Annotated in this window: 11 protein-coding genes; 9 read left to right on the forward strand and 2 right to left on the reverse strand. The window is 71.4% G+C overall.

Annotated elements, in window-relative coordinates; genetic code table 11:
* The coding region (locus ACWEFJ_RS38600; protein WP_449716837.1) for an alkaline phosphatase family protein at positions 1–1,284 on the forward strand (1,284 nt) is incomplete at its 5' end.
* Between the two features lie 26 nt (positions 1,285–1,310).
* Positions 1,311–2,165, forward strand: coding sequence for a sugar phosphate isomerase/epimerase family protein (locus ACWEFJ_RS38605; RefSeq protein ID WP_378097998.1), 855 nt, complete (start codon positions 1,311–1,313; stop codon positions 2,163–2,165).
* A 329-nt stretch (positions 2,166–2,494) separates the two neighbouring features.
* On the opposite strand, the gene ACWEFJ_RS38610 is transcribed toward ACWEFJ_RS38605, so the two are convergent.
* Positions 2,495–3,550, reverse strand: a complete 1,056-nt coding sequence (locus ACWEFJ_RS38610) for a LacI family DNA-binding transcriptional regulator (protein ID WP_449716838.1) — start codon at positions 3,548–3,550, stop codon at positions 2,495–2,497.
* A 422-nt stretch (positions 3,551–3,972) separates the two neighbouring features.
* Here ACWEFJ_RS38610 and ACWEFJ_RS38615 point away from each other — a divergent pair, with 422 nt between their 5' ends.
* From ACWEFJ_RS38615 to ACWEFJ_RS38635, 5 genes are all read left to right on the forward strand, one after another.
* On the forward strand, positions 3,973–5,241 hold the full coding sequence (locus ACWEFJ_RS38615; RefSeq protein ID WP_449716839.1) for an ABC transporter substrate-binding protein: 1,269 nt from the start codon (positions 3,973–3,975) through the stop codon (positions 5,239–5,241).
* A gap of 3 nt (positions 5,242–5,244) precedes the next feature.
* On the forward strand, positions 5,245–6,228 hold the full coding sequence (locus tag ACWEFJ_RS38620) for a carbohydrate ABC transporter permease (protein ID WP_449716840.1): 984 nt from the start codon (positions 5,245–5,247) through the stop codon (positions 6,226–6,228).
* Positions 6,228–7,055 (forward strand): carbohydrate ABC transporter permease, encoded by an 828-nt coding sequence (locus tag ACWEFJ_RS38625; RefSeq protein ID WP_378097941.1) that lies wholly within the window; start codon positions 6,228–6,230, stop codon positions 7,053–7,055. The genes ACWEFJ_RS38620 and ACWEFJ_RS38625 overlap by 1 nt, the downstream gene beginning before the upstream one ends.
* Position 7,056: 1 nt before the next feature.
* Entirely contained in the window at positions 7,057–8,247 is a 1,191-nt protein-coding gene (locus tag ACWEFJ_RS38630; RefSeq protein ID WP_378097938.1) for a mandelate racemase/muconate lactonizing enzyme family protein, read from the forward strand.
* Positions 8,248–8,608: 361 nt separating this feature from the next.
* Positions 8,609–8,977 carry an L-rhamnose mutarotase gene (locus ACWEFJ_RS38635; protein ID WP_378097936.1) on the forward strand — a complete coding sequence of 123 codons (369 nt, stop codon included), beginning with the start codon at positions 8,609–8,611 and terminating at the stop codon, positions 8,975–8,977.
* Between the two features lie 93 nt (positions 8,978–9,070).
* On the opposite strand, the gene ACWEFJ_RS38640 is transcribed toward ACWEFJ_RS38635, so the two are convergent.
* Complete coding sequence (locus ACWEFJ_RS38640) at positions 9,071–9,310, reverse strand: hypothetical protein (RefSeq protein ID WP_378097933.1); 240 nt, start codon at positions 9,308–9,310, stop codon at positions 9,071–9,073.
* On the opposite strand from ACWEFJ_RS38640, the gene ACWEFJ_RS38645 reads away from it, so the two are divergent.
* Both ACWEFJ_RS38645 and ACWEFJ_RS38650 read left to right on the forward strand, forming a co-directional pair.
* Entirely contained in the window at positions 9,297–11,468 is a 2,172-nt protein-coding gene (locus ACWEFJ_RS38645) for an RICIN domain-containing protein (protein WP_449716841.1), read from the forward strand. The genes ACWEFJ_RS38640 and ACWEFJ_RS38645 overlap by 14 nt on opposite strands.
* 361 nt (positions 11,469–11,829) lie before the next feature.
* On the forward strand, positions 11,830–12,563 hold a 734-nt coding region (locus tag ACWEFJ_RS38650; RefSeq protein WP_449716842.1), incomplete at its 3' end, for a glycoside hydrolase family 27 protein.

A 12,563-nucleotide genomic window follows, 5' to 3' on the forward strand; every position in this document is an offset into this window, starting at 1 on the left:
CGGGCGGGGTTGGGGACGGTGTTGCCGGCGGTGACGTGTTCGGTGCAGTCGACGTGGTTGACGGGGTTGGCGCCGTCGGGTCACGGGGTGGTGGGCAACGGGTGGTTCTTCCGTGATGTGGGTGAGGTGCATTTGTGGCGGCAGCACAATCGGTTGGTGGGGGGTGAGAAGGTGTGGGAGTCGGCGCGGCGGTTCCGTCCGGGTTATCGGGCGGCGAATGTGTGCTGGTGGTATGCGATGGGGGCGTCCACGGACGTGACGGTGACGCCGCGTCCGGTGTATCACGCGGACGGGCGGAAGTCTCCGGACGCCTATGTGCGGCCGCCGGAGTTGCACGACGCGTTGGTCGGGGAGTTGGGGGAGTTCCCGTTGTTCCAGTATTGGGGGCCGACGGCGTCGTTGCGGTCCAGTGAGTGGATCGTGGGCGCGGCGTTGAAGGTGTTCGCCGAGCAGCGACCCGACCTGATGTTGGTCTACGTGCCGCATCTGGATTACGACCTGCAGCGTTTCGGGCCGGATTCGCCGCGGGCCGCGAGGGCCGCGGCGGAGGTGGATCGGGTGTTGAAGCCGTTGTTGGAGTTGGACGCGACGGTGGTGGCGTTGTCGGAGTACGGGATCACCGAGGCGCGTCGGCCGGTCGACGTCAATCGCGCGTTGCGGCGTGCGGGTTTGTTGGAGGTGTACGCGCAGGCGGGGATGGAGTACCTGGATCCGTGGGCGTCGCGGGCGTTCGCGGTGGCCGATCACCAGCTCGCCCACGTGTACGTGCGTGACCCGGCCGACGTGGCCAGGACCCGGGCCGTGTTGGCCGAGCTCGCGGGCGTGGACGAGGTGTTCGATCGTGAGGCCCAGGGGTTGGTGGGGTTGGACCACGAGCGTTCGGGTGAGTTGGTGGTGGTGGCGGAGCCGGACGCGTGGTTCACGTACTACTACTGGTTGGACGACGGTCGTGCGCCGGATTTCGCGCGGGGTGTGGACATCCACCGCAAGCCGGGTTACGACCCGGCCGAGTTGTTCTTCGATCCCGCCGACCGGCTGGCCAGGGCCAAGGCGGGGTTGAACCTGGTCCGCAAGAAGCTCGGGCTGCGTTACACCATGCGGACGGTGCCGTTGGACCCGTCCTGCGTGCGCGGCACCCACGGCCGCCTGCCCGACCGCCCCCAGGACGGCCCCGTGCTGCTGTGCTCCGACCCCTGCGTGCCCGAAGTGGTGGAGCGGGACGGCCACCTCCCGGCCACGGCCGTGCGCGACCTGCTGCTCCAACTCCAAGGGATCGGCCGCTGAGCGGACCGGCTGTGAGGACTGACGACATGTGGGACATCGGTGTGAGCACCTGGGTGTGGGCGTCGCCGCTCACCGACGACGTGCTGGCACGGCTCGCGCCGCGCGTGCGGGCGTGGGGCTTCGACGTCATCGAGCTGCCGGTCGAGCACCCCGGCGACTGGGATCCGCACCGCGCGGCCGACCTGCTGGCGGAGCTGGGTTTGCGGGCGACGGTGTGCCTCGTCATGCCGCCCGGCCGGGACCTGGTCGAGTCCGGGACCGTCGCCGAGACGCAGGACTACCTGCGCCACGTCGTGGACGTCGCGGCGATCGTCGGCAGCGGTGTGGTGGCCGGTCCGGCGTACAGCGCGGTGGGGCGCACCTGGCGGATCGGGGACCGGGCGGGGGCGTACGCCGAGCTGCGCGAGAACCTCGCCCCGGTGGTCGAGCACGCGGCGTCGAAGGCGGTGCGGGTCGCGGTCGAGCCGTTGAACCGCTACGAGACCAGCCTGCTCAACACGGTCGGCCAGGCGTTGGAGGCGTTGGCCGGGCTGCCGGACGAGGGCTGCGGCCTGACGCTGGACACGTACCACCTGAACATCGAGGAATCCTCGCCCGCCGACGCCATCCGGGCCGCCGGTGGGCGGATCGCGCACGTCCAGGTGTGCGCGAACGACCGCGGCACGCCCGGACGGGACCACCAGGACTGGCCCGCCCTGCTCGGCGCGCTGGCCGACACCGGCTACCGCGGACCGCTGTGCATCGAGTCGTTCACCCCGGACAACGCGACGATCGCCACCGCGGCGTCGATCTGGCGGCCCCTGGCGGAATCGCCCGACGCGCTGGCCGCGGACGGGCTGGCGTTCCTGCGCGGTGCTGCCGCGCCGTTCGCGGGGCGGTGACCGGGCGGGTTCGCGCGATGTGCGGAGGGTCGGCAGGGCCTTTCGCGTGCCGCTGTCGCGGTGTTAGCGGGGTGACCGGGCGGGTTCGCGCGATGTGCGGAGGGTCGGCAGGGCCTTCCGCGTGACGCTGTCGCGGTGTTAGCGGGCGGGTTCGCGCGATGTGCGGAGCGTCGGCAGGGCCTTCCGCGTGACGCTGTCGTGGCGTTGGCGGGGGTGACCCGCCGGCTCCGCTCAATGCGCCGAGCGTGGGCGGCGGGCCTTCTGCCCGACGCCGCCGCGCCGTTCACCGGGTGAGCCGCGATCACCCGGTGAACGGCGCGCGTGCCCCCTCACCGGGGAGGGGCCACGGACTCGCGGTTGCGGACCGGCATCGGGACGTGGTGGGTCCGGCCCCGGCCCAGCCGCCCCGCGTCCGCCTGGTCGGCCTCGCCGAGGAGGACGTCGACGGCCTTCGCGCCGAGGTCCTGGTGCTGCGACGCGACGGTGGTGAGGCGCGGGCGCAGCCAGGACGCGATGGGGTGATCGTCGAACGACACCACGGACACGTCGTGCGGCACGGTGAGCCCCGCGTCCTGCAACGCCTGGTACGCGCCCAGCGCCAGCCGGTCGTCCAGGCAGATCAACGCGCGCGGCCGCCGGGTTCGCAGCAGGGCGCGGGTCGCCTCGAAGCCGTGCTCCGGCAGCCACCGCCGGCACGGACGCCCGCCCTCCACCGAGACCCCCGCCTCGGCCAGCGCCTGCCGGATCCCGGTGACCCGGCCCGACGCCGCCGGCCGGTCCGGCGGCAGCCCCTCCCCGGTCGGACCCGCGCCGATGAGGTGGATGCCCTCCCGGTGGCCCGCGTCGAGGAGCACGCGCGCGGCGGCGCGGCCGCCCTGCACCTCGTCCGGCAGGACGCAGGGCAGCGGCGAGGGGTCCTGCGGCAGCACGTTGAGCAGCACCGCCCGGCCGGCGGTCAGCTCGACCGGGACGCGGACCCTCCTGGTGTGCACGGCGGCCAGGATGATGCCGTCCACCTGGTAGTCCCGCATGGTCTCGATCAACGTCCGCTCGAAGCCGCCGTCGCCCCCGGTCTCGCCGAAGAACAACGTCATGCCGCGCCGGCGCGCCGCGCCCAGCGCGCCGGAGATCATGCCGCCGGCGAGCCGGGAACTGGCCACCGCGTCGGACACGAACGCGATCGTGCGCGCCCTGGCCGCCCGCTGCGCCACCGACGCCCGGCTGCGGCGGTACTCCATCTCGGTGGCCGCTTCCTGGACGCGTCGCTGCATCGCCTCCGAGATGCGCAGGTCGCGCCCGCGCCCCGACAGCACCAGGGACACCGTGGTCGGGGAGACGCCGACCACCTTGGCCACATCGGCCAACGTGACCCGCCGTGCGCCCACGTGGACCTCCCGTTCTCCGAGCCGGCCGAGGCGCGCGCCGACCAGGAGCCGATGAGTCCGACTCATCGGACCAGTAGCGTCGTCGCGACCGTAGTCCGGGGTCACTCATGACAACCCGTGTCGTAGCGCTCCGTCAAGGGACGAAGTACGCCTCTGCGTGCCGAGCGCGCGTCACCTGCCGATACTCCGCCGGCGGTGTCCGGAATCTGCCAACGATGCCCTGGATGAGTCCGACTCATCCGCTAGCATCGGTGCCGCCGCGACCGCGCCTGCGGTGTTCCCTGGTGCCGAACCCTGCCGGAAGCCCATTCCCGGGCCCACGGAGAACCGTTGACGTAAGACGTCATACGAGTTAGCTTCATGAACGCAATCGCGCCGGAGCGGAGGCTCGCCCGGCCACCGTCTGGAGATAGTGAGCAGCGATGGAGCAGCGCGCACTGTGGTCGGCTGCGGTGGTCCTCGGGTTGGCCCTGGCGGCCGGCTGCGGGAGCGCCGCGGGACCCGGACCCTCCGGCAGTTCGGGCGACAAGCTCGTCGTCTGGGACTGGAAGTCCGGCGACGCCAACGTGGCGGCCTACCTCGACCGGGCGAAGGCCGACTTCGCGAAGAGCCACCCCGACACCGAGGTCGAGTTCGTGGCCCAGCCGTTCGACCAGTACTACACGCTGCTCGGCGCGGCGATCCAGGCCGGCAAGGGGCCGGACGTCATGCTGTTCAACGGCGGCGGCCAGATCCGCGACCGGGTCGACGCGCTGGTCCCGCTGGACGACTACGTCTCCCAGGACAAGCAGCGGCTGGCCGGCTGGGACGCGTTCACCGAGGACGGCAAGACCTACGCCGCGCCGGTGACCCTGCAGGGCCACCCCCTCTACTACAACAAGGCGCTCTACGAGCAGGCCGGTCTGAACCCCGACGCGCCCGCGAAGACGTGGGACGCCTTCGTCCGGGACTGCGGCGCGATCGCCGGCAAGACCGGGGCCAAGTGCTTCGGCGTGGGCAACAAGGAGGGCATCGGCATCCAGTTCTTCCTCTCCGCCATCGGCCCCGCCACGCTCACACCGCAGGAGTGCGACGACTGGGTCGCCGGGAAGCGGGACTGGACCTCGCCGAACGTGAAGCGGGTCTTCGAGCTGTGGAAGCAGGTCAACGACGACGGCCTGAACAACGACGGGGTCAACTCCACCGCGATGTTCAACGACGCGTTCGCGGTGTTCCAGTCGGGCAAGGCCGCGCACATCATCGGCCTGATGTCGGACATCGGGCACTGGAAGGACTTCGGCGAGTTCCTCGACCCGGCCGACGTCGGCGTGATGGACGCGCCGGTGGTCAACCCCGCCGCCACGCCGAGCCTGCCGTACGACGGCGGCATCGGCTACGCGGTCGCCAAGTGGACCCGCGACCCGAAGCTCGCCGCCGACCTGGTCCGCTCGCTGACCTCCAGCGAGGCCCTCGAGGCGTTCTACGCGGAGGCGGGCGCGATCGCGTCCGACACGACCATCGACGTGTCCGCCGGCGGCCCCGCCGCCTCGACCATCGTCGCCGGGATCAAGACCGGCAAGCCCGCGCTGCACGTGGCCCTGTCCAGCAAGACGATCGACCTGATGGGACGCCTCTCGCAGCAGTTGCTCAGCGGCTCGACCACCGTCGACGAGGTCGTCGCGCAGTTGGCCGACTCCGACCGGGCGAGCTGATTCGTGCGGTCCGGGGGTTCCTCCTCCCCGGTCCGCCCGGCGGTGGTCGGGCGGACCGGGGCGGACACGGTGGACGCGGCCGCGGGCCGGCGCCCGAGCGGGCCGCCGCCGCGTCGTCGCCGCGGGTCGCGGACCGAGCGCCTGGCGCCGTTCCTCCTGGTGGCGCCGGCCGTGCTCATCATCGTCGGGCTGCGGCTGTGGCCGCTGGTGCTCGGGGTCAACTTCTCGTTCACCGGTGACGGCGACCGCAACGGCACGCCGGTCGGCTTCGACAACTACGTGACGCTGTTCGCCGACCCGCTGTTCGTCACCGCCCTGCGCAACGTCGGCCTGCTCGTGCTGCTGCTGCCGGTCGCCGTGGCGATCCCCGGGCTGCTCGCCACGTTCCTCTACCTCAAGGTGCCGGGGCACCGGCTCTACCGGGGCGTCTACTTCTTCCCGGCCGTGCTCTCCCCGGTGATCGTGGGCGCGATCTTCAACCTCCTGCTGGCCTTCGACGGCCCGCTCAACGCCGTGCTGGGCCTGGTGGGCCTCGGGCCGGTGGACTGGCTCGGCGACCCCGACGTGGCGATCTTCGCGGTGGTCGGCGTGCACGTCTGGGCGACGTTCGGCATGGCGCTGGTCGTCTTCCTGGCCGGGTTCGCGAGCCTGGACCCGTCCCTGCTCGACGCCGCGCGGGTGGACGGCGCGTCGCTGCCGCAGAGCCTGTGGCACGTGATCGTCCCCGGCCTGACCCGCACCATCCAGTTCGTCTTCGTCACCACCATGATCGGCATGCTGACCTCGATGTTCGGCCTGCTGTACGTGATGACCAGCGGCGGCCCGGAGGCGTCGACCTACCTGCCCGAGTACTACATCTGGGTCCAGCAGGGGAAGTTCAACCAGCCCGCGCTCGCCTCCGCGGCGTCGACGGTGCTGTTCCTGGTCATGCTCGTGGTCGGGCTGGCCCAGGTCGCCGTGCTGCGGCGCGCGGGCAGGGAGGGCTGATGGCCGGACCGAGGGTGGGCAGGTGGGTGGTCGCGGTCCCGATGGCCGCGCTCGCACTGGCGACGATCTACCCCCTGGTGTTCACCGCCAACGTGGCCATGAAGTCCCGCCGCGAGTACGTGCTCGACCGGTTCGCCCCGGCGGGCGCGGTGCGGTGGGAGAACATCGCCGCGGCGTGGACCAGCGTCGGCATGTCCCGGTACTTCCTGAACTCCGTGGTCGTGGTGACGTGCTCGGTCGCCCTGTTGCTGCTGTTCGGGTCCATGGCCGGGTTCGCGCTCGGCCGGTTGCGGTTCCGCGGCTCCTCGCTGCTGTTCCTGGGCTGCCTCGCCGCGCTGTTCGTGCCGTTCCAGGTGATCATGATCCCGCTCACCCGCGTCATGACCGACGCCGGGCTCGTGGACACCTACCCCGGCCTGGTGCTCGCGTACGTGGCGCAGTTCCTGCCGTTCACCGTGTTCCTGATGACGACGTACTACTCGACGGTGCCCGCCGAGGTCGTGGACGCGGCGCGGATCGACGGGAACACCACGCTCGGCGTCTACTGGCGCGTCATGCTCCCGATGGGCGCGCCGGCGCTGCTGTCGGTCGGCGTGCTCAACGCGCTGTTCTGCTGGAACGACGTGCTCATCTCCCTGCTCATGATGCCGTCGGCGGAGAATCGCACGCTCATGGTCGGGGTGACCTCGTTGCGGGGCCAGTACTCCGACGACATCCCGGTCTTCGCCTCCGGCGTGCTGATCGCGGCGGTACCCGTCCTGGTCGTCTACCTGTTCCTGCAACGCCAGATCGCCGACGGCGTCACCGCGGGGGCCACGAAGGGTTGATATGCGCATCACTGGTTACCGGACCCTCACCACCGTCCAGGACTGGGGTCGGCCGGTCGGCGACGCGAACGGCGTCTTCGCCGACGGCCTGATCCGGATCCCGGTCGTCCTGGTGGAGACCGACGTGGGCATCACGGGCGTCGGTCTCGGGTCGCACGTCGAGATCGACACGGTGTTCGCCGCCGTCGAGGGCGAGGACCCGCGCGGCGTCACGGCGCTCTACGACCGGATGCTGCGCCGCGTCTTCAAGGCGGGTCACGCGGGCGCGGTGTTCGGCACCATCGGCGCGCTGGACACCGCGCTGTGGGACATCAAGGCGCAGGCCGCGGGGGAGCCGCTGTGGCGGCTGCTCGGCGGGCGCGACCGCCGCGTGCCCGCCTACGCCTCGGGCCTCGACATCGGGCTGGGCGACGACGAGCTGGTGGCGTTGTACGAGACCTACGCCGACCGCGGGCTGCGCGTCGCGAAGCTCAAGGGGGGTCTCGACGTCGACCGGGACCGGGACCGGCTCATCCTGGTGCGCGACGTGCTCACCGCCGCCGGGCGCGGGGTGCGGCCGGGGCTGATGCTCGACGTCAACGAGTCCCTGAGCCGCAAGCAGGCGGTCCGCCACGTCGGCGAGCTGGAACGGGTGCTCGACCTGATCTGGGTCGAGGAACCCGTCCGGCGGTGGGACGTGGAGGGGCACGCGGCCGTCGGCCGCGGCGTGCGGGCGTCGGTCGCCACCGGGGAGAACCTCACCGGCCTGGAGCAGTACCGGCCGCTGATCGCCGCGGGCGCGGTGGACGTCGTGCAGGCGGGCGCGGGGTGGGGCATCACGCACTTCCTGCGCGTCTCGGCCCTCGCGCACGCCCACGACCTGCCCGTGAGCCCCATCGGCAACACCCCGGTCGGGCTGCTGCACGCCGCGACCTCGGTGCCGAACCACCTGGTGACCGAGCTGCAGGACCTCCAGCCGCCGTCCGGGCTCTCGCTCGACCTGCACGTCGAGGACGGCGGGTTCGTCCTGGGCGACAGCCCGGGGCTCGGCGTGCGCGTCGACGAGGAGGCGATCGCCGCCGCCCAGCGCCGGCTCGTCGCGCCGTCGTCCGAAGGCCCCCACGTGCGGCCGGAACGCGCCGGGCACCGCCTGCTCGCGGTGGTCCGCGACACCGTCGCCGCGCCGGACCGGCTGGACCCGCTGCCGTCCTGATCGGACACCGCCGGACAACGATGTCACGGCGGTGGCCGGGGAAACCGCTCGCGGGGTCCGACAACCACCGAGGCCCAGCGGCACCGCCGACGACCGCCCCCGAGCCGCTGAACGCTTCCCCGGCACGGAGCGGCGTGCGGCGGTGGCGGGCCATCGGACGTGCGGGTCATCGGCGTGGTCGCCGCAGCGGCGCCGATTGCCCTTGCCCACACGTCAGTCGTATGATGAAATCACTCCCGCTGGGTCTCGCGCCCGATTCGCGCACCGGCGCAGCACTCCCTGTGACCGCCTCCCACCGCCCCGGCCCGAGAGCCGGCGGCGCGGTGGTCCGGCGGCAGCGGGCAACCGCAAGGAGGTCGACGTGGACCGCTCGCAACGCTATGGGATGGTCACCCGCCTGCGCCCCGAACGGCGCGAGGAGTACCTGCGGCTGCACGCGGCGGTCTGGCCGTCGGTCGAGCGCATGCTGCTGGACGCCAACATCCGCAACTTCACCATCTTCCTGCACGGCGACCTGCTCTTCGGCTACTACGAGTACGTCGGCGAGGACCACGACGCCGACCAGGCCCGGATCGCGGCCGACCCCGAGTCGCGGCGCTGGCTCGCCCTGACCGACCCGTGCCAGGAATCGGTGGCCGAACCCGGCTCCGGCTCCCCCTGGGCGCCGATGCGCGAGATCTGGCACCTCGGCGGGAGCGCGGCCGACGCCGCGCCGCCGGCTCCCCGTTAGACACCCGCTCACCACGAGGCGTGCTCCGGATCGGTCCCCGCCGCGAGTCCACATCCGACACCTCGCTGGGCGCGTCCAACCCACACCCCGATGTCAGGAGGTCTCCTTGTTCGCGTCCTCGTCCTCAGCGGTGCGAAGGCCGGTGTCGGTCGCCGCGGTGGTGACCGCCGCGGTGGCGGCGGTGGCCTTCGCCCCGTCCGCCGCCGCGGCCACCACCACGCTGTACGCGTCCCCGTCCGGCACCGGCACGAGCTGCACCGCCGCCCAGCCGTGCTCGCTGCCCGCCGCGCAGGCCGCGGTGCGGTCGCAGAACGCCACGATGTCCGGTGACATCGTGGTGCAGCTCGCCGACGGCGTGTACCGGCTCACCCAGCCGCTGCGGTTCACCGCGGCGGACTCCGGCAACAACGGCTACCGCGTGCTCTGGCAGGCGGCCCCGAACGCGAAGCCCGTGATCAGCGGCTCCCGCGCGGTCACCGGCTGGTCGGTGGCCGACTCCGGCAGGAACATCTGGCGGGCGAGCGTCAGCGGCGTGACCGACAGCCGGCAGCTCTACGTCAACGGCGCGATCGCGACGCGGGCCCGCACCCAGGTGAACCGGGCCGACTTCACCTTCACCGCCACGGGCATGCGGTTCTCCAACTCCGCGCTGGGCTACCTGAACAACCTGGCCAACCAGAGCCGGGTCGAGGTGGAGAGCGTCAACTCGTTCACCGACCGCTACTCGCCGGTGCAGAGCATCAGCGGGAACTTCCTCACCATGCAGCAGCCGGCGTGGAACAACAACACGTTCGGCTACGACACGCTCAGCAGCCCGCACCGGGCCGGACCCTTCTACCTGGCCAACGCCTACGAGTTCCTCGACTCGCCGGGGGAGTGGTACCTCAACCCCGCCGCGGGCGCGCTGTACTACATCCCGTTGGCCGGGCAGAACATGAGCACGGTCAACGTGGAGCTGCCGGTGCTCCAGTCGCTGGTGAACGTCGGCGGCACCTACGACGCCCCGGCGCACCACATCTCGTTCAGCGGCATCACGTTCAGCGGCACGAGCTGGCTCGGGCCGAGCAGCAACCAGGGCTTCGCCGACCAGCAGACCGGCGCGTACCTGACCGGCAACTGGAACTGGCCCGCCGACCGGATCACCTCCTGCCAGAACGGGTGCACGCAGTTCGAGGCGGCCCGGCCGCACTGGAACCAGGTGCCCGCCGCCGTGCAGGTCTCCGCGGCCAACAACATCACGTTCAGCGAGTCGCAGTTCGTCAACCTCGGGCAGACCGCGATCGGCATCGGCAACGACGCCAACGCGCACGCCAGCGGCGTCGGCCTGGGCGCGAGCGACATCACCGTCACCCGGTCGGAGATCGCGCGCAGCTCGGCCGGCGGCATCGTGGTCGGCGGCGTGCGCGCCGACGCCCACCACCCGAGCGACCAGCGGATGGTCAACCGCAACATCACCGTCAGCTACAACCGCATCCACGACATCGGCGTCGAGTACCGGGGCAACGTCTCGGTGCTGAACACCTACGTCAACACCGCGACCGTGGCGCACAACGAGGTCTACAACATGCCGTACTCCGGCATGTCGATCGGGTACGGCTGGGGCAGCAACGACGCGGGCGGCAACAACAACTACGCCAACCGCGGCCTCTACAACTACCAGCCCCGCTACAGCACGCCCACCACGGCGCAGAACAACCGGTTGATCAACAACTACATCCACGACGTCATGCAGCAGATGAACGACGGCGGCTGCATCTACACCCTGTCGTGGAACCCCGGCGCGCAGATCAGCGGCAACTACTGCCTGCGGACCAACGGCTACTTCGGGCTCTACTTCGACGAGGGCTCGAAGTACTACTCCGCCACCGGGAACGTCTTCTCCGCCACCGGCACCTGGGCCACCGCGAACTACTGGGGTGGCGAGAACATGGGCAACTGGACGCTCACCAACAACTGGTCGACCAACGGCAGCTCGAACATCACCAACGGCGACCGCGGCAACGTGGTGTCGGGCAACGTCACGGTGACCAACGGCAACTGGCCCGCCGGGGCGCAGGCGGTGATGGCCAACGCCGGGCCGGGCGGCAGCAGCGGCGGCGCCGGCCCGCAGAACGCCATGCTGGTGGGCACGCAGTCGGGGCGCTGCCTCGAGGTCGCGGCCGGCGGCGCCAACGGCGCCCAGGCCCGGCTGTGGGACTGCAACGGCAACGCCAACCAGCGCTGGACGCACACCTCGGGCAAGCAGCTCCAGGTGAACGGCAAGTGCCTGGACGCGAGCGGCCAGGGCACGGCCAACGGCACCGCGGCGATCATCTGGGACTGCAACGGCCAGGCGAACCAGCAGTGGAACGTCAACGCCAACGGCACCATCACCGGCGTGCAGTCCGGGCTGTGCCTGGACGCCAACGGCAACGGGACCGCGAACGGCACCCTGATCCAGCTCTGGTCGTGCCACGGCGGCACGAACCAGCAGTGGACCGTGCGGAACTGACGGCCGGGGGGCGGGGGCCGGTCGCCGGCCCCCGCCCCTGTTGCGCACCGGATCGTTGTTCACGCTCACATTTTGGTCGCGGAGACCACTTGGCGGGGACTGCGCCTGAACGGAGCAACTTCGCGTTGGCTCCGGACCACCACGGGAGTTGATAAGTCCTGGTTGGACCACGTCCGACCGGGAGTAGCTAAAGTGAGCGCTCACAATTTAGCTTTGACGGTGCGTGGGGCGCGCGGTTTCCTGTGCAGGGCGCCGAGGTCGTGGCCGACCTCCGGCGCCCGTCCGCCGATCACGGCGGAATCACCGCGCTGACCCCGTGACCGACGCCGACGGCGGCCGGTCGGAGCGGAAAGGGGCGACGATGCCCACCCGTACCCGCAGTCGACTCGCGCACCTCGCCGCCGCGTTCGCCGCGGCGCTCGGCCTGCTGGCCGTCGCGCCCGCCGGGCCCGCGGCCCAGGCCGCGCCGGGCAGTCCCGCGCTGACGCCCCCGATGGGGTGGAACTCGTGGAACAGCTTCGGCTGCGGCATCACCGAGGCCCAGGTCCGCCAGGCGGCGGACGCGATGGTGTCCTCGGGGATGCGGGACGCGGGGTACCAGTACGTGGTGGTGGACGACTGCTGGTTCGACCCCCAGCGCGACAGCGCGGGCAACCTGCGTTCCCACCCCACGAAGTTCCCGAGCGGGATGAAGGCGTTGGGCGACTACATCCACGCCCGGGGCCTCAAGTTCGGCATCTACCAGGTGCCCAACGAGCGCACCTGCGCCCAGGGCACGGGCGCGCACCCCGGCTCGACCGGCAGCAAGGGGCACGAGGCGCAGGACGCCCGGACGTTCGCGTCCTGGGGCGTGGACTACCTGAAGTACGACTGGTGCTCGGGCGCGGGCACGCGGGACGAGCAGGTCGCCCGGTTCACGCTGATGCGGGACGCGTTGCGGGCCACGGGTCGGCCGATCGTCTACAGCATCAACCCGAACAGCTTCCACCCGATCACGGGGGACAAGTACAACTGGGGTGAGGTCGCCGATCTGTGGCGGACGACCGAGGACTTGTTGGACATCTGGCAGAACGGGAACGTCAACAGTTACCCGAT

It is taken from the genome of Actinosynnema sp. NPDC004786 (assembly GCF_053601135.1).